The organism is Paraburkholderia translucens (genome assembly GCF_020881035.1).
Taxonomy (GTDB): domain Bacteria; phylum Pseudomonadota; class Gammaproteobacteria; order Burkholderiales; family Burkholderiaceae; genus Paraburkholderia; species Paraburkholderia translucens.
Genome location: NZ_JAJITC010000003.1, coordinates 206,346 through 228,180 on the forward strand (window position 1 = coordinate 206,346; position 21,835 = coordinate 228,180).

General features: G+C 64.1%; 19 protein-coding genes. 12 read left to right on the plus strand and 7 right to left on the minus strand.

The features are described 5' to 3' along the window. Positions 1 to 9 precede the first annotated feature (9 nt). The 3 genes from LJ655_RS06490 to LJ655_RS06500 all read right to left on the minus strand — a co-directional run bounded on the left by LJ655_RS06490 (position 10) and on the right by LJ655_RS06500 (position 3,417). Positions 10 to 1,248, minus strand: a complete 1,239-nt coding sequence (locus LJ655_RS06490) for an EmrA/EmrK family multidrug efflux transporter periplasmic adaptor subunit (protein ID WP_230560438.1) — start codon at positions 1,246 to 1,248, stop codon at positions 10 to 12. A gap of 83 nt (positions 1,249 to 1,331) precedes the next feature. Continuing rightward, positions 1,332 to 2,852 carry an efflux transporter outer membrane subunit gene (locus tag LJ655_RS06495; protein ID WP_230560439.1) on the minus strand — a complete coding sequence of 507 codons (1,521 nt, stop codon included), beginning with the start codon at positions 2,850 to 2,852 and terminating at the stop codon, positions 1,332 to 1,334. Positions 2,853 to 2,901: 49 nt separating this feature from the next. After that, entirely contained in the window at positions 2,902 to 3,417 is a 516-nt protein-coding gene (locus LJ655_RS06500) for a MarR family winged helix-turn-helix transcriptional regulator (protein ID WP_230560440.1), read from the minus strand. Between the two features lie 325 nt (positions 3,418 to 3,742). Here LJ655_RS06500 and typA point away from each other — a divergent pair, with 325 nt between their 5' ends. From typA to LJ655_RS06530, 6 genes are all read left to right on the plus strand, one after another. Further along, the gene (gene typA, locus LJ655_RS06505; protein WP_230560441.1) at positions 3,743 to 5,572 is read left to right on the plus strand and encodes a translational GTPase TypA; all 1,830 of its coding nucleotides are present in this window, start codon (positions 3,743 to 3,745) and stop codon (positions 5,570 to 5,572) included. A gap of 402 nt (positions 5,573 to 5,974) precedes the next feature. After that, the gene (locus tag LJ655_RS06510) at positions 5,975 to 8,836 is read left to right on the plus strand and encodes a 2-oxoglutarate dehydrogenase E1 component (RefSeq protein WP_230560442.1); all 2,862 of its coding nucleotides are present in this window, start codon (positions 5,975 to 5,977) and stop codon (positions 8,834 to 8,836) included. Positions 8,837 to 8,987: 151 nt separating this feature from the next. Further along, entirely contained in the window at positions 8,988 to 10,271 is a 1,284-nt protein-coding gene (gene odhB / locus LJ655_RS06515; RefSeq protein ID WP_230560443.1) for a 2-oxoglutarate dehydrogenase complex dihydrolipoyllysine-residue succinyltransferase, read from the plus strand. Between the two features lie 138 nt (positions 10,272 to 10,409). Continuing rightward, positions 10,410 to 11,840 carry a dihydrolipoyl dehydrogenase gene (lpdA, locus tag LJ655_RS06520; RefSeq protein ID WP_230560444.1) on the plus strand — a complete coding sequence of 477 codons (1,431 nt, stop codon included), beginning with the start codon at positions 10,410 to 10,412 and terminating at the stop codon, positions 11,838 to 11,840. Positions 11,841 to 11,928: 88 nt separating this feature from the next. Then, positions 11,929 to 13,026, plus strand: a complete 1,098-nt coding sequence (zapE, locus tag LJ655_RS06525; RefSeq protein WP_230560445.1) for a cell division protein ZapE — start codon at positions 11,929 to 11,931, stop codon at positions 13,024 to 13,026. Between the two features lie 98 nt (positions 13,027 to 13,124). Continuing rightward, on the plus strand, positions 13,125 to 13,577 hold the full coding sequence (locus LJ655_RS06530; protein ID WP_230560446.1) for a transposase: 453 nt from the start codon (positions 13,125 to 13,127) through the stop codon (positions 13,575 to 13,577). Between the two features lie 122 nt (positions 13,578 to 13,699). Here the strand turns inward: LJ655_RS06530 and LJ655_RS06535 are convergent, their stop codons facing one another. After that, complete coding sequence (locus LJ655_RS06535) at positions 13,700 to 14,185, minus strand: DUF2147 domain-containing protein (RefSeq protein WP_230560447.1); 486 nt, start codon at positions 14,183 to 14,185, stop codon at positions 13,700 to 13,702. A 616-nt stretch (positions 14,186 to 14,801) separates the two neighbouring features. On the opposite strand from LJ655_RS06535, the gene LJ655_RS06540 reads away from it, so the two are divergent. After that, positions 14,802 to 15,518 (plus strand): DUF2968 domain-containing protein, encoded by a 717-nt coding sequence (locus LJ655_RS06540; protein ID WP_230560448.1) that lies wholly within the window; start codon positions 14,802 to 14,804, stop codon positions 15,516 to 15,518. A 242-nt stretch (positions 15,519 to 15,760) separates the two neighbouring features. On the opposite strand, the gene LJ655_RS06545 is transcribed toward LJ655_RS06540, so the two are convergent. Then, positions 15,761 to 15,952 carry a hypothetical protein gene (locus tag LJ655_RS06545; protein ID WP_230560449.1) on the minus strand — a complete coding sequence of 64 codons (192 nt, stop codon included), beginning with the start codon at positions 15,950 to 15,952 and terminating at the stop codon, positions 15,761 to 15,763. A 307-nt stretch (positions 15,953 to 16,259) separates the two neighbouring features. Continuing rightward, positions 16,260 to 16,727 (minus strand): RNA chaperone Hfq, encoded by a 468-nt coding sequence (gene hfq / locus LJ655_RS06550; protein WP_230560450.1) that lies wholly within the window; start codon positions 16,725 to 16,727, stop codon positions 16,260 to 16,262. A gap of 369 nt (positions 16,728 to 17,096) precedes the next feature. On the opposite strand from hfq, the gene LJ655_RS06555 reads away from it, so the two are divergent. The 5 genes from LJ655_RS06555 to LJ655_RS06575 all read left to right on the plus strand — a co-directional run bounded on the left by LJ655_RS06555 (position 17,097) and on the right by LJ655_RS06575 (position 20,820). Next, positions 17,097 to 17,234, plus strand: a complete 138-nt coding sequence (locus LJ655_RS06555; RefSeq protein WP_230560451.1) for a hypothetical protein — start codon at positions 17,097 to 17,099, stop codon at positions 17,232 to 17,234. A gap of 26 nt (positions 17,235 to 17,260) precedes the next feature. Next, complete coding sequence (locus LJ655_RS06560) at positions 17,261 to 17,821, plus strand: sigma-70 family RNA polymerase sigma factor (protein ID WP_230560452.1); 561 nt, start codon at positions 17,261 to 17,263, stop codon at positions 17,819 to 17,821. Beyond that, positions 17,821 to 18,729 (plus strand): anti-sigma factor family protein, encoded by a 909-nt coding sequence (locus tag LJ655_RS06565; RefSeq protein WP_230560453.1) that lies wholly within the window; start codon positions 17,821 to 17,823, stop codon positions 18,727 to 18,729. The genes LJ655_RS06560 and LJ655_RS06565 overlap by 1 nt, the downstream gene beginning before the upstream one ends. Before the next feature lie 64 nt (positions 18,730 to 18,793). After that, on the plus strand, positions 18,794 to 20,371 hold the full coding sequence (locus tag LJ655_RS06570) for an FAD-binding oxidoreductase (protein ID WP_230560454.1): 1,578 nt from the start codon (positions 18,794 to 18,796) through the stop codon (positions 20,369 to 20,371). 17 nt (positions 20,372 to 20,388) lie between these two features. After that, on the plus strand, positions 20,389 to 20,820 hold the full coding sequence (locus tag LJ655_RS06575) for a hypothetical protein (protein WP_230560455.1): 432 nt from the start codon (positions 20,389 to 20,391) through the stop codon (positions 20,818 to 20,820). Here the strand turns inward: LJ655_RS06575 and LJ655_RS06580 are convergent. Next, positions 20,817 to 21,749, minus strand: coding sequence for a DUF1571 domain-containing protein (locus tag LJ655_RS06580; RefSeq protein WP_425605776.1), 933 nt, complete (start codon positions 21,747 to 21,749; stop codon positions 20,817 to 20,819). The two genes, LJ655_RS06575 and LJ655_RS06580, sit on opposite strands and share 4 nt — an antisense overlap. Positions 21,750 to 21,835: the final 86 nt, after the last annotated feature.

Consider the following 21,835-nt stretch of genomic DNA (forward strand, 5'->3'; position numbering starts at 1 on the left):
GGCCGAGCCTTAGCTCTTTTTGGCAGCCGGTTTCGCGGCCGCGCCGTTCTGCGCCGTCGATTTCTGCGCGCCGCCGTTCACGTTCGGGCCGGCGTTTTCCGAAATGATGCGGGCGATTTCCGCGTCGGCTTCCGCGCCGTATTTGTCGAAGACGTTGGTCTGGTAAGCCGTGCTCGGTGCCTGGCCAAGCTGGCCGCCAGTGTCGTCCTTGATGTTGACGTCGGCCTGCATCGACAGACCGATACGCAGCGGGTGCTTTTCGAGTTCCTGCGGATCGAGCGAAATACGCACCGGCAGACGCTGCACGACCTTGATCCAGTTACCGGTCGCGTTCTGCGCTGGCAGCAGCGAGAACGCCGAACCCGTGCCGGCCGAGAAGCCGACCACCTTGCCGTGAAACGGCACCGACGAGCCATACACGTCAGCCGTCAGTTCGACCGGTTGGCCGATACGCATGTGCTTCAGCTGCACTTCCTTGAAGTTTGCGTCCACCCACACGTCTTGCAGCGGCACGATCGCCATCAGGGGCGTACCCGGCGAGACGCGCTGGCCGACCTGCACCGAGCGTTTCGCGACATAGCCGGTGACCGGTGCGGGCAGCGTGTTGCGCGCGTGGTTCAGGTAGGCATCGCGCAGCTTCGCGGCGGCCGCCTGCACGTTGGGGTGATCGGCGATCGTGGTGTTCGCGGTCAGCGCGCGGTTTGCCGCAAGCTGCTGTTTGGCGGCGTCGAGCGCGGCCTGGGCGGACTTGACGGAATCGCGTGCGTGCGAGATTTCTTCTTGCGATACCGCGCCGGTCTGCGCGACCGTCAGACGGCGCCTCAAGTCGTCCTGAGCGCGCGACAAATCAGCCTGGCGCGCCGCGACTTGCGCTTCGTACTGGCTGTCGTCGGCGAACAGGCCGCGCACCTGGCGCACCACCTGCGCGAGATTCGCCTCGGCCTGCTGGAGTGCGACACGCGCATCGGCCGGGTCGAGCACGACGAGGGGGTCGCCGGCCTTGACGACCTGGGTGTCGTCCGCGTTGACCGCGATCACGGTGCCCGTGACCTGCGGCGTGATCTGCACGACGTTGCCGCTCACGTAGGCGTCGTCGGTGTCTTCATGAAAGCGTGCGTCCAGGAAGTAGTAGAGACCATATGCGACCGCCGCGATCAGGATCACGATGACGAGCAGCGTCATCATGCGTTTGCGTTTGCCGTTGGTCGCCGCTTGCGGCGCAGTAGCGGGCTGCTGGGGGGTGCTCATTGATTTGCTCCGGGCTCTCTTAAACGTCGTCGTTTATTCGGGTGTTCGTGCGTATGCGTGTTCGTTGCCGCAGGCGGGCTCGCTCAGTTCGCGGCGGTGTTGGTGGCTTGATTCGCGGCGTTGGCCGATGCGGGCGCGTCGGTCGGCACCACGAGACCCGTCTGGGTCGCGTCGAAGCCCCCGCCCAGCGCCTTGATCAGGCCGATCTGCAGATCGCGGCGGCGCATCTGCAGACTCGTGACGGTCTGTTCGGCGGCCAGCCGGTTTTCGTCGGCGGTCAGCACCTGCAGCTGCGGCGAGAGGCCGGCCTTGTAGCGGATCACGGCGAGCTGGTACGCCTGGCTCGACGCATCGAGCGCGCGCTGGGCGTCGCCTTGTTGGCGGTCGATAGAGCGAATCGACGACACCTGGGTCGACACGTCCTGCAGCGCGTTGATCAGCGTCTGGTTGTAGTTCGCAACGTCGAGGTCGAAGTCGGCGTAGCGGCCCTTCAACTGCGCGCGCAACGCGCCGGCGTCGAAGATCGGCAGATGGATCGCCGGCCCGAACTGGATCTGACGGCTCGACGCAGTCAGGAAACGGCCCCAGCCGAACGCGTCGAAACCGAAGCCGGCCGCGAGGTTCACGTCCGGGTAGAACTCGGCCTTCGCCTCTTTCACGTCGTGCATTGCGGCTTCGACCTGCCAGCGCGCGGCGACGATGTCCGCGCGGCGCGCCACGAGGTCGGCCGGGATGTTGTCCGGCAGCGCGACCACGCTGCCGCCGGTCAGCACCGGTTTGTCGATCTGCAGGCCACGGTCTGGGCCCTTGCCGAGCAGCGCGCCCAACTGGTAGCGCACGACGGTGATCTGGCCATCGAGGTCGGTGAGGTTCGACTGGCTCGTCGCGATGTTGCCGGCGGCGGTCTGCTTCTCGACGTTGGTATCGAGGCCGGCCCTCACGCGGTCGTTGGTGATGCGGCCGACGTTCTCGCGGTTGGCGATTTCGCGCGCGGCGATGTCGCGGAACGCATACAGTTGCGCGAGCTGGTTGTAGGTGCTTGCGACCGACGCGGCGAGCGTCACGCGCGCCTGCTGCATGTCGGCCTCGGCCGCTTTCTGCTGCGACACGGCCTGGCCGAGGCGCTGACGGTTCTTGCCCCACAGGTCGAGCTCCCACGACGCGCTCGCGAGCACGTTGTTCTCGCTATACCAGGTGCCACCGAACGGAGGGGGGTAGAGGGAATTCGCCGAGAACAGCTCGCGGGTCCACGAATAGCTCGCGTTGACTTTCGGAAACAGCGCTGCGCGCGAGCTTTCGATATACGACGAAGCCTTCGCGAGCCGCGCCTGTGCCTGTGCAATCGACGGGTTGCCGTCGAGCGCCTCCGCGATCAGCTTCGGCAGTTGCGGGTCGCCGAACTGGTTGGCCCAGTCGAGCGACGGCCACTGACCGCCCTCGTTGGGCAGGCTTTGCGTCGACTCATACTGCGTCGGCGACGCGATCTGCTTGTCGCTTCTGACGCCGAAGTAGTTCGCGCACCCCGTGAGGGCGAGCGCTGCCGCCGCTGCGGCGACAGCGGCCCGGCTCGACAGCGCGGGCGCGGACAGGGAAAGGGATTTCATCGCTCGACTCTTTGAGTGGAATGTAGTGGTGGACGCAGCAAGCAATTTCTTACGATTTGCTATCGAGATGGCTGGCGGTATCGCGGGGAAGTCCCGCCTGTTCACCGGAATTGATGAGCACGCGGCGTAGCATGCTCTTCAGGAAGCCCACTTCCTCGGGGGTGAACCCATTCAGCAGGCTATCGAGCACGCCATTGAAAATGCCCGGCATGCGGGCTGCGATCGCATGGCCTTCCGGTGTCAATGCGAGGCGCACGACGCGCCTGTCTTCGTTGCTGCGCACCCGCGTGAGCAGCCCGCGCTTTTCCAGCCGGTCGATCAGGCGCGTGACGGCGCTTGCGTCGATGCCGTATTCACGCGCCAGTTCGGCCGCGAGCAGGCATTTGCCGCTCGCCACCATAAACAGGATGCTCCCCTGTTGGCTGGTGATGCCGAGTTCAGCCATGCTGCGTTGCGTGATCAGATTCGACAGGGTCGATTTCACGCGCGAGATGAGATAGCCGACGCTTTCCCCGAGCTGATACTCGCTCAGGTCCGGCGTGGATTCGTTGGACGGCTCCGTCATGATTCTCGTGCGAATGCAATGGTTGACTATGCATTAGTATAGCGGGCTGTTGATTGACACGACAAGCGTTATCACAGCTTAGGCAAGGAATTTTTGCGCTCAGGCAGCAAATGCATGCGGTTTGGCGTGGGCGCGGCGCCGGACATTTGCCCCTGACCTTGCGTAGCGCCGGGAGCGGACGGTCTATCGGGGAATACCAGAAAGGATCATCCGTGCGTGCTATAATTTTGGGTTCCCAAAAGTGCGCTTTGGGCTTGTTATCGTGGTTTATCTCGTCAACCAGCAGCATAAGCAAGCGGCGCACTCAACCGTCTTCAGGTTTCCTATGACCCGCGCCCTACGCAACATCGCCATCATTGCTCACGTCGACCACGGCAAGACCACCCTCGTCGACCAGCTCCTCCGTCAGACCGCCACGTTCCGCGAGAACCAGCAGATCGCCGAGCGCGTGATGGACTCGAACGACATCGAAAAAGAGCGCGGCATCACGATCCTGTCGAAGAACTGTGCGGTGGAGTACGAAGGCACGCACATCAACATCGTCGATACGCCGGGGCACGCTGACTTCGGCGGCGAAGTGGAGCGCGTGCTGTCGATGGTCGACTCGGTGCTGCTGCTCGTCGACGCGGTGGAAGGCCCGATGCCGCAAACGCGCTTCGTCACGAAGAAGGCGCTCGCGCTGGGTCTGAAGCCGATCGTCGTGATCAACAAGGTTGACCGTCCGGGCGCGCGGGTGGACTGGGTGATCAACCAGACCTTCGACCTGTTCGACAAGCTCGGCGCCAGCGAAGAGCAGCTCGACTTCCCGATCGTCTATGCATCGGGGCTGAATGGCTATGCCGGTCTCACGCCGGACGTGCGCGACGGCGACATGCGTCCGCTGTTCGAGGCGATCCTCGAGCACGTGCCGGTTCGCCCGGCCGATCCGGAAGGTCCGCTGCAGTTGCAGATCACCTCGCTCGACTATTCGTCGTATGTCGGCCGTATCGGTATTGGCCGCATCACGCGCGGCCGGATCAAGCCGGGCATGGCGGTCGCGGTGCGCTCGGGTCCGGAAGGCGAAATCCTCAATCGCAAGATCAACCAGGTGCTGTCGTTCAAGGGCCTCGATCGCGTGCAGGTCGACTCGGCTGAAGCCGGTGACATCGTGCTGATCAACGGTATCGAGGAAGTCGGCATCGGCGTGACGATCTGCTCGCCGGAGCAGCCCGAAGCGCTGCCGATGATCACGGTCGACGAACCCACGCTGACGATGAACTTCCTCGTCAATTCGTCGCCGCTCGCGGGCCGCGAAGGCAAGTTCGTCACGAGCCGTCAGATTCGCGATCGCCTGATGAAGGAACTGAACCACAACGTCGCGCTGCGCGTGCGCGACACCGGCGATGAAACCACGTTCGAAGTGGCGGGCCGCGGCGAGCTGCACCTGACCATTCTGGTCGAAAACATGCGCCGCGAAGGCTACGAGCTGGCCGTGTCGCGTCCGCGCGTCGTGATGCAGGAAATCGACGGCGTCAAGCACGAGCCGTACGAAAACCTGACCGTCGACATGGAAGACACGCACCAGGGCGGCGTGATGGAAGAACTCGGCCGCCGCAAGGGCGAAATGCTCGACATGGCGTCGGACGGTCGTGGCCGCACGCGTCTCGAGTACCGCATTTCGGCGCGTGGTCTGATCGGCTTCCAGTCGGAATTTCTCACGCTCACGCGCGGCACGGGTCTGATGAGCCACACGTTCGATTCGTACCAGCCGGTCAAGGAAGGAGCGATCGGTGAGCGTCGCAACGGCGTGCTGATTTCCCAGGACGACGGCGCGGCTGTCGCGTACGCTCTGTGGAAGCTGCAGGATCGCGGCCGCATGTTCGTGTCGCCGGGCGAGGCCCTGTATGAAGGCATGATCATCGGCATTCACAGCCGCGACAACGACCTCGTCGTGAACCCGATCAAGGGCAAGCAGCTCACGAACGTGCGCGCGTCGGGCACCGATGAAGCCGTGCGTCTGGTGCCGCCGGTTCAACTGTCGCTCGAATACGCGGTCGAGTTCATCGACGACGACGAACTCGTCGAAGTCACGCCGAAGTCGATCCGTCTGCGCAAGCGCTACCTGAAGGAACACGAGCGCCGCAGCGCGAGCCGCAACAAGGTTGCCGGCGAATAAGCGGGACTCGAACCTGTCCGGATAGCAGCGAATGCAAGCCACCTTCGGGTGGCTTCGTCGTTTTTGGCCCATCATTCTTTGCGGCGCTGCATCACCCCAGTTTTTTGCCGCGGCGGCCCGCGTGTCGCGGCCGCTCGCGCTGTTCGCCTCCATTTCTCGCAGAACACTGTTGCGCGCCTCGAAGAGGTGTCCGCCACCCGTGAAATGCCCGCCGTTACAGCGTTTGCGCCCGCGCGGTTCGCTATCTGGGCTATTCGTTCTGTGCTATGCTCCCGGGTGCAAAGTTTTAGGTCCTTCCAAGCAAGACTTGATTCGCGCAATCCGCTAAACGGTCAGGCCGTGTCGCGGAAGGTTCGGTAACCCGCTATTTCTCGAGAAACTCGAAGAAAGGTGAGCGTAAAAATGATGAAGCAATTCCAGTCGAACTCTTATCTGTTCGGCGGCAATGCTCCGTACGTTGAAGAAATGTACGAAGCGTATCTCGATAATCCGGCGTCAGTGCCCGAGACCTGGCGCAGCTATTTCGATGCGTTGCAGAACGTGCCCGCATCGGACGGCACCAATGCCAACGACGTGGCCCATGGCCCGATCGTCGAATCGTTTGCACAGCGCGCCAAGGCCAATGCCTTCCTGCCGCGCGCAACGGCCGGCGGCGAAGATCTCGCAACCGCCCGCAAACAGGTTTACGTCCAGTCTCTCATCGGCGCATATCGCTTCCTCGGCTCGCAATGGGCCAATCTCGATCCTCTGAAGCGCCGCGAACGTCCCGCGATCCCCGAACTTGAACCCGCGTTCTACGACTTCACCGAAGCCGACATGGACCAGGAGTTCAGCGCCACGAATCTGTACTTCGGGTTCGAGCGCGCGACGCTGCGCGAGATCGTCAAAGCCCTGCGCGACACGTACTGCGGCACGATCGGCGCCGAGTACATGTACATCAGCGATCCGGAGCAGAAGCGCTGGTGGAAGGAACGCCTCGAATCGATCCGTTCGACGCCGAACTTCAGCAACGACAAGAAGAAGCACATCCTGAATCGCCTGACGGCCGCAGAAGGCCTCGAGCGTTTCCTGCACACCAAGTACGTCGGCCAGAAGCGCTTCTCGCTCGAAGGTGGCGAGAGCTTCATCGCGGCGATGGACGAAGTCGTGCGTCACGGCGGTCTGCGCGGCGTTCAGGAAATCGTCATCGCGATGGCGCACCGCGGCCGTCTGAACGTGCTGGTCAACACGCTCGGCAAGATGCCGGCTGACCTGTTCGCCGAATTCGAAGGCAAGCACGTCGACGATCTGCCCGCTGGCGACGTCAAGTATCACAAGGGCTTCTCGTCGGACGTCGCGACGGAAGGCGGCCCGGTTCACCTGTCGCTCGCATTCAACCCGTCGCACCTCGAAATCGTCAACCCGGTGGTCGAGGGTTCGGCGAAGGCGCGTATGGACCGCCGCGGCGACGAAAACGGCGTCCAGGTGCTGCCGGTGCAGATTCACGGCGACGCGGCTTTCGCGGGCCAGGGCGTGGTGATGGAAACGCTGAACCTCGCGCAAACGCGCGGTTACGGCACGCACGGCACGCTGCACATCGTCATCAACAACCAGATTGGCTTCACGACGTCGGACCCGCGCGACTCGCGCTCCACGTTGTACTGCTCGGACGTCGTCAAGATGATCGAAGCGCCGGTGCTGCACGTGAACGGCGACGATCCCGAAGCGGTCGTGCTGGCCATTCAGATGGCGATCGACTTCCGCATGCAGTTCCACAAGGACGTCGTCGTCGACATCGTCTGCTTCCGCAAGCTGGGCCACAACGAGCAGGACACCCCGGCGGTCACGCAGCCGCTGATGTACAAGACGATCGCGAAGCACCCGGGCACGCGCGCGCTGTACGCAGAAAAGCTCGTGCAGCAGGGCGTGATCACCGCCACGGAAGGCGACGAATTCGTCAAGGCGTATCGCAAGGCGATGGACGAAGGCCATCACACGGTCGACCCGGTGCTCTCGAACTACAAGAGCAAGTACGCGGTGGACTGGGTGCCGTTCCTGAACCGCAAGTGGACCGATGCGGCCGACACGGCCGTGCCGCTCGCGGAACTGAAGCGCCTTGCCGAGCGCATCACCACGATTCCGGAAAACTTCAAGGTTCACCCGCTCGTCGAGCGCGTGATCAACGACCGTCGCGCAATGGGCCGCGGCGAAGCAAAGCTCGACTGGGGCATGGGCGAACACCTCGCGTTCGCGTCGCTGGTCGCATCCGGCTATGCCGTGCGCCTGACCGGTCAGGATTCGGGCCGCGGCACGTTCACGCACCGTCACGCGGTGCTGCACGACCAGAACCGCGAGCGCTGGAACGACGGCACGTACGTGCCGCTGCAGAACATCGCCGAAGGTCAGGCGAAGTTCACGGTGATCGACTCGGTGCTGTCGGAAGAAGCGGTGCTCGGCTTCGAATACGGCTACTCGACCGCTGAACCGAACACGTTCGTCGCGTGGGAAGCGCAGTTCGGCGACTTCGTGAACGGCGCGCAGGTCGTGATCGACCAGTTCATCTCGTCGGGCGAAGTGAAGTGGGGCCGCGTGTCGGGCCTGACCATGCTGCTGCCGCACGGCTACGAAGGCCAGGGTCCGGAGCACTCGTCGGCGCGTATCGAGCGTTTCCTGCAACTGTGCGCAGACCACAACATGCAGGTCGTGCAGCCGACCACGCCGGCGCAGATCTTCCACCTGCTGCGTCGCCAGATGATCCGCCTGTTCCGCAAGCCGTTGATCGTCTTCACGCCGAAGTCGCTGCTGCGTCACAAGGAAGCCGTCTCGGATCTGTCGGAACTCGCGAAGGGTTCGTTCCAGCCGGTCATCGGCGAAGTGGACGAAACCATCGACGCGAAGAAGGTCAAGCGCGTGCTGGTGTGCTCGGGCCGCGTGTACTACGACCTGGTCGCGCATCGCCGCGAAGCGAAGGCGAACGACGTCGCGATCGTCCGTATCGAACAGCTCTATCCGTTCGCGCACAAGCAGTTCGAAGCGGAAATGAAGAAGTACGACAACGCGACCGAAGTGGTGTGGGTGCAGGACGAGCCGCAGAATCAGGGCCCGTGGTTCTACATCGAGCACCATCTGAAGGAAGGCATGAAGGAAGGGCAGAAGCTGGCATACAGCGGCCGTCCGGCTTCGGCCTCGCCGGCAGTCGGCTACTACGCGAAGCACTACGAGCAGCAGAAGGCGCTGGTCGAAGGCGCTTTCGGCCGCCTCAAGAGCGCGTCGATCGCCAAATAAAGAAACAGACGAGCCGGGAAAGCGCAATGCGTTTTCCCGCGCCGCGCTGAACCGCGTTGAACGGTTCCCATGAGGTTCAGGCGCGGCGCGCACGGTTCGCAGGCGGTCGTGAAGAAGGGCCGTCACCCGATACGTATTCAGGATACTCATAATGGCTATTGTTGAAGTCAAGGTTCCCCAGCTCTCCGAGTCGGTCTCGGAAGCGACCATGCTGCAGTGGAAGAAGAAGCCCGGCGAGGCTGTCGCTCAGGACGAAATCCTCATCGAAATCGAGACCGACAAGGTCGTGCTCGAAGTGCCGGCGCCGGCAGCAGGCGTGCTCGCGCAAGTCATCTCGAACGACGGCGACACGGTCACGGCTGACCAGGTGATCGCGAAGATCGACACCGAAGGCACCGCAGGCGCCGCCGCTGTCGAAGCCGAAGTGAAGCCGGCTCCGGTCGCCGCACCGGCTGCGGCTCCCGCGCCGGCTGCACAGGCCGCTGTCGCAACGGGCTCGAACACCGCTGCTTCGCCCGCTGCCGGCAAGCTGATGGCCGAGAAGGGCCTGGCTGCTGGCGACGTCGCCGGCACGGGCCGCGACGGCCGCATCACGAAGGGCGACGTGCTCGCCGCTGGCCAGGCTGCTCCGGCAGCGGCCAAGGCTGCACCGGCTGCGGCCGCCGCTCCGAAGGCTGCGAAGCCGTCGCTGCCGGAAGTCAAGGCGCCGGCATCGGCCGACCAGTGGCTGAAGGACCGTCCGGAACAGCGCGTGCCGATGTCGCGTCTGCGTGCGCGTATCGCCGAGCGTCTGCTCGAGTCGCAGCAAACCAACGCCATCCTCACGACGTTCAACGAAGTGAACATGGCGCCGGTCATGGAACTGCGCAACAAGTACAAGGACAAGTTCGAGAAGGAACACGGCGTGAAGCTCGGCTTCATGTCTTTCTTCGTGAAAGCGGCTGTCCACGCGCTGAAGAAGTTCCCGCTCGTGAACGCGTCGATCGACGGTAACGACATCGTCTATCACGGCTACTTCGACATCGGTATCGCTGTCGGCTCGCCGCGTGGTCTGGTGGTGCCGATCCTGCGCAATGCGGACCAGCTGAGCCTCGCCGACATCGAGAAAAAGATCGCCGAATTCGGTCAGAAGGCGAAGGACGGCAAGCTGTCGATCGAAGAAATGACCGGCGGTACGTTCTCGATCTCGAACGGCGGCGTGTTCGGCTCGATGCTGTCGACCCCGATCATCAACCCGCCGCAGTCCGCGATCCTCGGCGTGCACGCCACCAAGGAACGCGCTGTGGTCGAAAACGGCCAGATCGTGATCCGCCCGATGAACTACCTCGCGCTGTCCTACGACCACCGTATCATCGACGGCCGCGAAGCAGTGCTGTCGCTGGTCGCGATGAAGGACGCGCTGGAAGATCCGGCGCGCCTGCTGCTCGACCTGTAAGCGCACGTTCCACTGACCGCGGCTCGCGTTGTGCGCGAGCCGGGGTCATCCGTAGCACGTCTTTAGCATTCCGCAGTACAGGAACGGCGCGCGCCACCTCGGGTGGCCCGGCGCCGTTCCGCCATCAAAGGGATTGTCATGTCCAAAGAATTTGACGTCGTCGTGATCGGCGCAGGCCCCGGCGGTTATATCGCCGCCATCCGCGCAGCGCAGCTCGGCAAGACCGTCGCATGTATCGAGAAGTGGAAGAACCCGGCCGGCGCGCTGAAGCTCGGCGGCACCTGCCTGAACGTCGGCTGCATTCCGTCGAAGGCGCTGCTCGCGTCGTCGGAAGAGTTTGAAAACGCCTCGCATCACCTCGCCGACCACGGCATCTCGGTGGAAAACGTCTCGGTCGATATCTCGAAGATGATGGCCCGCAAGGACGGCATCGTCGAGAAGATGACCAAGGGTATCGAATTCCTGTTCCGCAAGAACAAGATCACGTGGCTCAAGGGCCATGGCAAGTTCACCGGCAAGACCGACGCCGGCGTGCAGATCGAAGTGAGCGGCGAAGCTGAAACCGAAGTCGTCACGGCGAAGAACGTGATCATCGCGACGGGTTCGAAGGCGCGTCATCTGCCGGGCATTCCGGTCGACAACAAGCTGATCGCCGACAACGAAGGCGCACTTTCGTTCGACACGGCACCGAAGAAGCTCGCCGTGATCGGCGCGGGCGTGATCGGTCTGGAGCTCGGCTCGGTGTGGCGCCGCCTCGGCGCGGACGTGACCGTGCTCGAAGCGCTGCCGGAATTCCTCGGTGCGGCTGACCAGGCGCTGTCGAAAGAAGCGGCCAAGCAGTTCAAGAAGCAGGGTCTCGACATTCACGTCGGCGTGAAGGTCGGCGAAGTGAAGACCAGCGAAAACGGCGTGACGATCGCCTACACGGACAAGGACGGCAACGCGCAGACGCTCGAAGCCGACCGCCTGATCGTGTCGGTCGGCCGGGTGCCGAACACCGACAATCTGGGCCTCGAATCGATCGGCCTGAAGGCCAACGAGCGCGGCTTCATCGACGTGGACGACCACTGCGCGACGGCTGTGCCGAACGTGTACGCGATCGGCGACGTGGTGCGCGGCCCGATGCTCGCGCACAAGGCCGAAGACGAAGGCGTGATGGTCGCGGAACTGATCGACGGCCAGAAGCCGCACATCGACTACAACTGCGTGCCGTGGGTGATCTACACCGAACCGGAAATCGCATGGGTCGGCAAGACCGAGCAGCAGCTGAAGGCCGAGGGCCGCGAGATCAAGACGGGCCAGTTCCCGTTCATGGCGAACGGCCGCGCGCTCGGCATCAACAAGGCGGATGGTTTCGTCAAGATGATCGCCGACGCGAAGACCGACGAACTGCTCGGCGTGCACATCATCTCGGCGAACGCATCGGACCTGATCGCGGAAGCCGTGGTGGCGATGGAGTTCAAGGCGGCGTCGGAAGACATCGGCCGTATTTGCCATCCGCACCCGTCGCTGTCGGAAGTCATGCGCGAAGCGGCACTCGCCGTCGACAAGCGCGCGCTGAACATGTAAGCGCGCACGCCTGACCGAAACGCAACCTTGGCATCACCGAAGGCGGGCGGGGTTCACTCCCTCCCGCCTTTCTTTTTGCGGCAACACGATGAACGTCACCGAATACTACGAAAAAGAACTGCAGACGCGCGGCTATCGATCCGATCCGGCGCAACGCGCGGCGGTCGAGCGCCTGCAGCGGTGCTATGACGAGTGGACCGCGTACAAGTCGCGCCGCTCGAACGCGTTCAAGAAACTGATCATTCACCCGGATCTGCCGCGCGGCGTGTACATGTGGGGCGGCGTGGGCCGCGGCAAGAGCTTCCTGATGGACAGCTTCTACACGATCGTGCCGCTGCACCGCAAGACGCGTCTGCATTTTCACGAGTTCATGCGCGAGGTGCATCGCGAGCTCGAAGAACTCAAGGGCACGGCCGATCCGCTCGACGAACTCGCCCGCCGCATCGCGAAGCGCTATCGGCTCATCTGTTTCGACGAATTCCACGTCTCGGATATCGCCGACGCGATGATCCTGTACCGCCTGCTCGACAAGCTATTCGAGAACGGCGTGCAGTTCGTGATGACGTCCAACTACGATCCCGACAAGCTTTACCCGGACGGTCTGCATCGCGACCGCATGCTGCCTGCGATCGAGCTGATCAAGCAGAAGCTCGACGTGATCAACGTCGACGCGGGTATCGACTACCGGCAGCGCACACTCGCGCAGGTGGAGGTCTATCACACGCCGCTGGACGCCGCCGCCGGCAAGGCACTGCGCGACGCCTTCGCGCGCCTTGCCGCGGTGCCCGACGAAAGCCCGCTGCTGCATATCGAGAAGCGCGAGCTGAAGGCGCTACGCCGCGCGGATGGGGTTGTCTGGTTCGACTTCGCGACACTGTGCGGTGGTCCGCGCTCGCAGAATGACTACCTCGAACTCGCGACGCGCTTTCATGCGGTGATCCTGTCGGACGTGCCGCAGATGTCGGTGCGCATGGCGTCGGAAGCGCGCCGCTTCACGTGGCTGATCGACGTGTTCTACGACCACAAGGTCAAGCTGCTGATGTCGGCCGCCGTGCCGCCCGAGCAACTGTACGTCGATGGTCCGATGGCCAACGAATTCACACGTACGGTATCGCGCATCGTCGAAATGCAGTCGAAGGAGTATCTCGACACGCCGCGCCGGATCGTCGATACGTCGCTGACCTGAGTCGCAACGAACGGCGCATTTTAGGAATCGGAGTGGTCTTATATTCTGCGTACGGGTGACTGGCTATCTTTTGTCGTTGTTCTGACAAAGGAGGAAGCATGAACCCTTATCGCGATATCACCGATGAAGAATGGCAGCGCGTTGCGCCGCTGCTGCCCGAACTGCGGCCACGTACCGAACTGCGTGGCCGCCCGCTTGCCGATACCCGCTCGGTGCTCAACGGTGTGCTGTGGGTCATGTATAGCGGCTCGACGTGGTCCGCAATGCCGCGGCGCTATCCGTCGTATCAGACCTGTCATCGCCGCTTCAAGTCGTGGTACGAATCAGGCGTAATCAAGCACGTCACGGAGCAACTGGCCGGCGCCGCGAGTGAAGATCTCTGCAAATTGATGGAAGCGCGGATGCGCATGCATTCCAATGCGTCTCATAAGCGCGGAGTGGTCGGGCCCGCGGCGTTCCGTGTTCCGCCCGTCGTATACAACCCGGCATCGGCCCCGCCGGTCCCCGCGTCGCCACTCGCTTCCCCTGCATCGTTGAAACAGGCCGCATGACCATTGCAAACGGCAGGCCACAATTGAAACGGCCGCGCGATTCATGATCGCCGGCCGTTTTTTTCATGCTGCAATTACGCTAGCCATGTGACACGCGCTACGCATGCGCCGGGCATCGAATCTCACTGCTGCCGGATCCACGTCTGCGAGCGGCCGAGCAGCGCTACGCCGATGTAGCCGCGTACCACGAGCTTGTTGCCACCGTCTTCGAGATGCATCTTGCACTTGTAGACCTTCCCGTTTTCAGGGTCGAGAATCTGGCCGTGATCCCACGCGTCTCCATCCTTCTTCATGCTGTTGATGATGGTCATGCCGAGAATCGGTTGATCCTTGCGCGCGTCGGTGCATGCCGTGCAGCGGCGATCCGGCTGGTTGTTCGCGCCAAGACCCTTGATGACCTTGCCGTTCAACTCGCCATTGCTGTCCTGCGTGATCTGCACGAGCGCCTTCGGCTGGCCCGTCTGATCGTCGATCGTTTGCCACATGCCGATCGGGCTCTCGGTCTGTGCCATCGCGCTCATGGCGCTGGCGAGCAGAACCCCGGCGAGCGCTGCGTGACGGGCGGTGCGCAGCGCGAGCGCGCGAGCATGTTGAGTGAATTGCGTCATTGGCTTCCTCCTTGATGTGAGACAGCGCGATCTTGGTCGCGCGGCGTTATGAGCATCGCGGCCGGATGTGCTGTAGCGGCCTTCGCGATGCGAGACGATGCCAGCGGCGTGCCGTTTGCATCGTCAGCGCAGAATACGCGAAAGTATTACCGCCGTTTGATAGTGGCGCTTCTAATCATTGCGAGGCACGCTCGAGATGTGTCGCTTCAGCGAGTGGGGGAGCGTCGCATATCCGCAACTGCATCACGCGCCCCTCCGAGAAAAATCCGCTCTCCGCGCCGGTCTGCCTGATTTGATGGCGGTCCTCCATGCCCGATGCTCGATGCATATGCCGACACGGTGCCGAACATGCCACGCGAGCCGCTCGGCAGCAATGGACCAGATAACGGACAACTGCGCTTGTCGCTGATAACGGGTGCGCCGCGCGAGGGTACTCGGGGCTTGTCGAGCGGATTGCCGCCTGCTGCCGCGCGGACCGGACGGGATTGCATCTGTGCTCGTTCCAGCTGAAAAAACACGCAAATACCAAATTTTTGACGAAGAGCCCGAAACCCGCGAAACTGAGTAATAATGACCAGCTTCTACCAAAAAACAAAATCTGTTCAGCAGGTAATACATGGACCGAAAGTCAAAGCTACGAGAGATTGCTCTGGCCGCATGCATCGTATTGGGGGCTCTTCAGGGCGCGAACGCACAGGCCCTGGAGAACAGTAGCGCAAGCAGTCCAGTCGTGTCCCAGCCGGGTACGACGAGCGCGTTGCCCGAAACTTCGCCGGCCGGCCAGGCTGAGACCACTGCACTGACGCCGGACGAAAACCGGCAATCCGCCACCGGCAATGTGGCGGAATTGCAGCAGATGATCCGCGGTTCGGAACTCAGCGAACTGCGCACCACATACAACGGCACGTATGGCGCGAGCCTGATGTTCTACGGCAAGGAGATGACCTACTACGTCTCGCTGTTCGAGCAGAAGAACTTCTGGCGCGTGATCAAGACGCAGGACGCCGCTCGCGCCGAACTCATCTACAAGGATTTCGTGCGGCAGACGGTGCAACTGTCGGACGTCGAGATCCGCCGTACGCAACTCGAAGCGCAGAAGGCGTTCACACAGCGCATGGTCGCGCTGTCGCAGGAACGCGCGAGCCGGCTGCAGGCCGACCTCGACATCGCGCGTCAGCAGCAGAGCATCGTGGCGAGCCAGCAGGAGCAGAAGCGTGCCGAGGCGACCGAACTGGCACAGCAGAAGGCTGCCGCACAGGATCAGTTGCGCGTTGCCCAGCGTCAGGTTCGCGACCTGCAGCGTCAGCTCGATAGCGGATTGCCGTTGCATTGAACGCAGCGGGATGAGCCGTTCGTGAATGGACGGGATGGCGCGGCAATCAATGCGCCGCCCGGTTTTTGCCATTCCCGTCGCCTGCCAGAAGCGCCGACCGGGTCGTTCGGTGCTTTTCGCACGCCGCTATCCGGCGCATCGCACTTTCGCCGCCGGGCTCTTCCGCACCTCCCTGCGTTTTTTCGCAAGCTGCGAGAACGTCGTGCGCTCGCGGCCATCGCGCGGCGCTAGATGACTCGACTTCAATGTCGCTTGCGCGTACCCGCCTGAGTCTTGCGCATCCGCTCGTGAGACGACTTCGTCACGTCGACCGCGATGGGATCGCTGGCGGGGAAGCTTTCCATCAGCGCTTCGTCGAGCCGCATATCGACGGACGTCGACGGCGTCCGGGGCACGCGCGCAGGCTGCGGAGCGTGCTGGCTTTTGCTGGTCATGTCGAACTCCATCAGCAGAGGGTCAATCATTCAGAATAGCGCATCGCGGCAATCCGAGGAGGCCGGTTCAGTGGCTTCACGAACGCGAAAACGCCGGCGTGTACGCCACGTGTGCACGCAGCCCACGTCGTGGAACCCAAATTGGAACACTGGAATTGGGCGACGCGGCAACCGGCGCTGCCCGGTGCCGGCGGTCAAGGGAAGATTCGAGCTGACTGAGCGGCAGCTGATGCGATTTGAGAAGATTCTGCGGCGCCTCGGTCCGGCCACGGAGTAGCGAGGCGCGGCCGTTACCGCCTTTGCGTCGTTATTCCTGAATGCCGCCGGGACTGCCGCCGCCGTGATTGCCGCCTTCGCCGCCGGTGCCGAACAGGCGCCGACGCCGCGTGACCACCACCGGCCCTTCGGAGTTACCACTTCCGCGCTCGCCCGGTGCCCGCTCCGGCGACGCCGCCCCATACGATTCGCGCGCATCGCGCGGCTCACGATGTTCGCGCGAACCATGCGGGCCGCGCGCGCCGTGCTCGCCGTGCGACGTTCTGCCCCCCGTACGCGGCGCCGGCCGCGTGCCGGTGTCGAGCTGGATCGTGGAGATCGCGCGCTTGTAGATGCCCTGCAGGCCAACCGGCGTGCGCAGCATCACCAGGTACTGATCGAACGACTCGATGCATCCGGTCAGGCGGATACCGTTGACCAGATAAATCTCGACGCGCTTGCGTTCCTTGCGCGCGGCATTCATGAAGTCGTTTTGCGGATGCGATTCTGCGGAAGCCATGGACAATTCAGGTTAGATAAACGGTGGTTCGCCGCGATTTTACTCTTTCTACTCAAGGCGGGGGCAGAGCATGTCGACGGGGTTAACTTCGCCCACTATAACGACTTGTGAGCGCATAAGCATCCGATAACGTGACGCCGTAACGTTGAGTTACGAATCTGCTGATCAATGGCGGCTTCTTCCGGTCTCTCCAGGCATTGCCGGCATGGTTGGCGGAAAAGGAAGAACATTGGAGAGCGCTGCGACGGCGGTGGAATAAACCGGGCGCCCGCAGCGTTAAGTCCAGTATGACAGCACCGCATTCTGCGGCCTGCCGCCCGCCGCGCCGGTCGATGGATCGCGCGCCGGGTACCTGCCAGGAGGTTCACCATGAAAGCATCCCGAATTCTGTCAGCGCTCTTCGTCCTGCTCGCGCTTGCATGCGGCTCGCTTGCGCACGCCGCCGGTACCGACACCGCGGCGTCGGGCTCGAGCAGCAACAGCACGAGCAGTGGCGGCGGCTACTAACGCCGCGACCGAGCCTGGCACACCGGGTGAAATTCGAAGCAGAAGTGATCGCGTGGTTGCCGCAGTTGCGCCGTTACGCGCGCGCACTGACGGGCGACCTCGCCTGGGCCGACGATCTCGTGCAGGATACGGCGGAGCGGGCGCTTGCGCACTGGTCGGCGTTCCGGCCGAACAGCAATCTGCGCGCGTGGCTGCTGACGATCCTGCGGCATCTGTACATTGACCAGTTGCGCGGCCGCCGCGAGATCGCCGTCGACGACGAAAGCGCGCCGTGGCGCAATCTGGAGGCGCCGCATGGCGAGGTCGACGGTCTGGTGCTGCGCGACGTGCAGCGCGCGCTGTACTGCCTGCCGCTCGAGCAGCGTGAGGTGCTGCTGTTGGTGTGTGTCGAGGAGCTATCGTACCAGGAGGCATCGAGCGCGCTGGGGGTGCCGATCGGTACGGTGATGTCGCGGCTGTCGCGCGCGCGCGAGCATATGCGCGCGTTGCTGTGCGAGGAGCCGCAGGGACCGATACAGGGGCCGCATCCCGGTGCGCCGCAGGCGGCGCACAAGATCGCGCCGCTGAAAGTGGTGAGAAACCGATAATGAACAACGACGATTTCGATTCTGGCCTTCCCGACGAGCTCGATCTGCGCGTGCTGTCGGCCTATGTCGATGGCGAATTGCCGGATGCACAGCGCGCCGCGGTTGAAACGCAGCTTGGCCAGCATCCGCAGGCCGCCGCCCGTGTCGCGGCGTGGCGCGCGCAGAAGGCGGCGCTGCGCGCGCTGTGCGGCGCGCCGCGCGGCGAGGCGGGACAAGCGCAAGCAGCGCAGCACACGCACGATCAACGGCAGGCCGCCGAACCGGGCGGGCGACATCACGCGGCCAGCCCACCCGCGGCGGCGCAGGAGCCGGCCTTCATCATCGTGCGTCGTTCGCGGCCGTGGTGGCAGCGCGTGGGTCTCGCCGCCTGCTGGCTCGCGGCCGGCGCCGGGCTCGCGCTGGCGCTCGGTCCGCTCGCGCCGCGGCTGACCGGCGGCGCTTGGAGCGGCTTCGGCGCCCAGCCGGCCGGTTTTGCGCAGCGCGCGGACATCGCCTACGCGGTGTACTCGCCGGAGCGGCGTCATCCGGTCGAAGTCGCCGCGAGCGAAGAGGCGCATCTGATCACGTGGCTGTCGAAGCGGCTGAATCGTCCGCTGTCCCTGCCGTCGCTGCAGGAGTATGGTTATTCGCTGGTGGGCGGCCGGCTGTTGCCCGGCGAGGCGGGACCGGCGGCGCAGTTCATGTACGAGAACCAGGCCGGTGCGCGCCTGACACTGTATGTGACCGGCGTCACGCGCGACGAAACCGCGTTCCGTCTGTTGCGCGATGGCGAGCGCCGCACCTTCTACTGGATCAGCGACGGCTTGGGCTACGCACTGTCCGGCGCGATCGCGGAAGGCAAGCTGCGCGAGATCGCGCTCGACGTGTGCAACGAACTCGGTGGCAAGCCTGAGACGTGGCAGCAGTAGCGGACGGTAGCGCGCGGCTCGCCGAGCGCGCCTGCGCCCGCCACTAGCCCGACAAGGAGACGTCTTGCCCCAGACGCTGCCCCCGAACCTGTCCGCCGCTCAGTTCGATCGCGCGCTCGCCGGCTGGCGCGCGATCGTCGGCGACGCGCACGTGGTGAACTCGGAGGCCGGCCTTTCCGCCTATCTCGATCCGTTCGCGCCCGGCGATCCAGGCGCATTTGCCGCGAGCGCGGCGCTGCTGCCCGCGTCAGTCGATGAAATCCGCGCGGTGTTGCGCATCGCCAATCAATACCGGATTCCGCTGTGGACCGTGTCGACCGGGCGCAACTTTGCGTACGGCGGCGCGGCGCCGCGTCTGACCGGCTCGGTCGTGCTCGACTTGCAGCGCATGAACCGCATCCTCGAAGTGAATGAAACGCTGGCCTATGCGCTCGTCGAACCCGGCGTCAGCTATTTCGATCTGTACGCGCATCTGCGCGAGAAGGGCTACAGGCTCTGGGTCGATCCTCCCGCTGCCGGCTGGGGCAGCGTGCTCGGCAACACGCTCGAGCGCGGCTTCGGCTATACCGACTACGGCGATCACGCGGCCGCGCAATGCGGGATGGAGGTGGTGCTCGCCAACGGCGACGTGCTGCGCACCGGCATGGGCGGCATCGAGATCGGCACCGCGTGGCAGCTGTATCAGCCGGGCTACGGACCGTCTTTCGATGCGATGTTCATGCAGTCGAACTACGGCGTCGTCACGAAGCTCGGGGTGTGGCTGATGCCGGCGCCACCCGCCTATCTGCTCGGCGAATTCCAGTTTCGTCGCGAGGCGGATCTGGAGGCGATCGTCGAGATTCTGCGGCCGCTGCGGCTCGACGGCACGATCCGCAATCATGCGGTGATCGAGGGCGGGTTGCGGCGCGCGGCGAGTCTCTCGGCGCGCCAGCAGTGGTACGACGGCGCGGGCGCGATGCCCGAGGCCGCGGTGCAGGCCATGCTCGACAAGCTCGGCGTGGGGCGCTGGAACCTGCATTTCGCGCTGTACGGCACGCCCGAACTGATCGACGCGCGCTATGCGCTGATCGAGCACGCCTTCGCGCGCGTGCGCGAGGCGCGGCTATCGGCGGCGCGTTATGCGGGCGATGCACAGCCCGCCGGCGGCGGCGATCGCAACATGGCCGGCATTCCCGCGATGACCGCGTTTCGCATGCTCGACTGGCGCGGCGGCGCGGGCGCGCACGTCGACTTCGCGCCGATCTGTCCGGCGACCGGGCGCGACGCGATGCGCCAGTACACGATGGTGAAAGCGCGCGCCGCGGAATATGGTTTCGATTACTACGGCGGCTTCACGGCGGGCGCGCGGCATCTGCATCACATCTTCGCGGCGATTTTCGATCGCGGCGACGCGAACCAGGTGGAGCAGGCGGGCGAGCTGCTGCGCTCGCTGATGAGCGATGCACGCGCGGCCGGTTATGGCGAATATCGCGCGCATCTCGCGTACATGGATTTTGCGGCCGCGCAATACAGCTTCAACGATGGCGCGTCGCTACGCTTCGCGGAAACGCTGAAGGATGCGCTCGACCCGAACGGCATTCTCGCGCCCGGCAAGCAGGGCATCTGGCCAGCGGCGTGGCGCGACCGGCGAGGGTACACGTGAACTGGACGTGCACGCCAATGGACCGACGCACTTTCCTCGTCACCGGCGCATGGCTCTCGACGGCCGCGGGCGGCGCATGGCCGTGGCTCGCGCAAGCCGCCGCGCGCGCCGATGCCGCTCGCACGTTCGCGATCGTCGACTCGACGCTCGAATGCGGCGCGTCGTTCGCGCGCTATGCCGCGCAGCTTCGCTTGCCGACTTTCGAAACCGGCGACGATGCCGGCGTGCTCTGGTTCACCGCACTCGCGCCGCTGCTCGGCGCAAGCCAATTGCCACCCGCGACGCCTTCGCTGATCGGCTTCACGCGCGCGTCCGATTACTTCGTCCTGCGACACCTCGCCCTTCGCACGGGACGCTTCGTCGAGCATCGACACGAAGAGCGCGACGGGCCGCACGCAAGGCCCGCCTACGTGGCCTTCGCGCTGACGCCGCGGTGCGCGCGCGGCTAGAACTTATAGTCTTTGTTCTCCGGGTCGAACGTCGCGTCATCGAACGTCATCGGCGTGATCTTCTCGAACACGATCCGCTCGAATAGCTTGCCGTCGTTGTCGTAAGACTCGACGCTGCGAAAGAACGGATGCCGCAGATCGAGCCCGAGCGTTTCCTTCTTCGCGTAGAACTGGGGTTGGCCGACCGGCGTTTCAAACGTGAACGCGACCACGCGCACGCCGTCGATCGTCTTGACGGCGATCTGCACCGAACGGGGCAAGCCGGTCTCCGCGTATTTCCTTCCTTCGCTCAGATATTGAGTGGCGATGTACTCGGTGCCGAGATCGCGCAGGTTGTGGTTCGATTGCGAGCGCGCGAGCGTACCGGTCAGCGACGTCCACATCGGCATCACGTTCAGGATGCCGCCGAGGTGGCCGAGCATTTCGTCGTCGCGCTTCGATTCGTCGTAGATGACTTCCTGGCCCGCATGCCCGCCGTCGGGCAGCCATTTTGCGTAGATTCGCAGCGGATCGTGCGCGATTCGCACCAGCATGTGATCGGGCTCGTCGGGCCACTGGCCGCGAATGCGTTCGGAGCGCAACATCGTGAACTCGTACGACGGGTAGCCGTTCGGCCCTTCCTTGATATAGCGCGGCAGCGCAAGCGGGTTGAGCGACTGGAACAGCGCGACCAGTTGCGCGTCGCCGAGCTTTTCGAGCGCGCCGCTTTGCTGCGCGGCCCGCAGCCATTTGACCTGCTGGTCGAGCGTCAGCTTGCCGACCTGAGCGGCCGGCGTGGCCGGCGGCTTGACGGCGCTGGGTGGAGCAGGGGGATCGTCGTTCTTCGCGTAGGCCGCGGGTAGCGCAAGCAGGGCCAGCGCGACGAGCAGTGCGCACGCCGGTAAGCGTTGCCGCAGGCGGTGCGAACGAGCGGACATGCGCTGCTTCATGAATCTCTCCGGAAAGTGCCGCGGCCGCTCATGCAACCCGGCGAGGCAAACGCAACGCAACAAAGCATTAACGCTTTGAAGCAGCG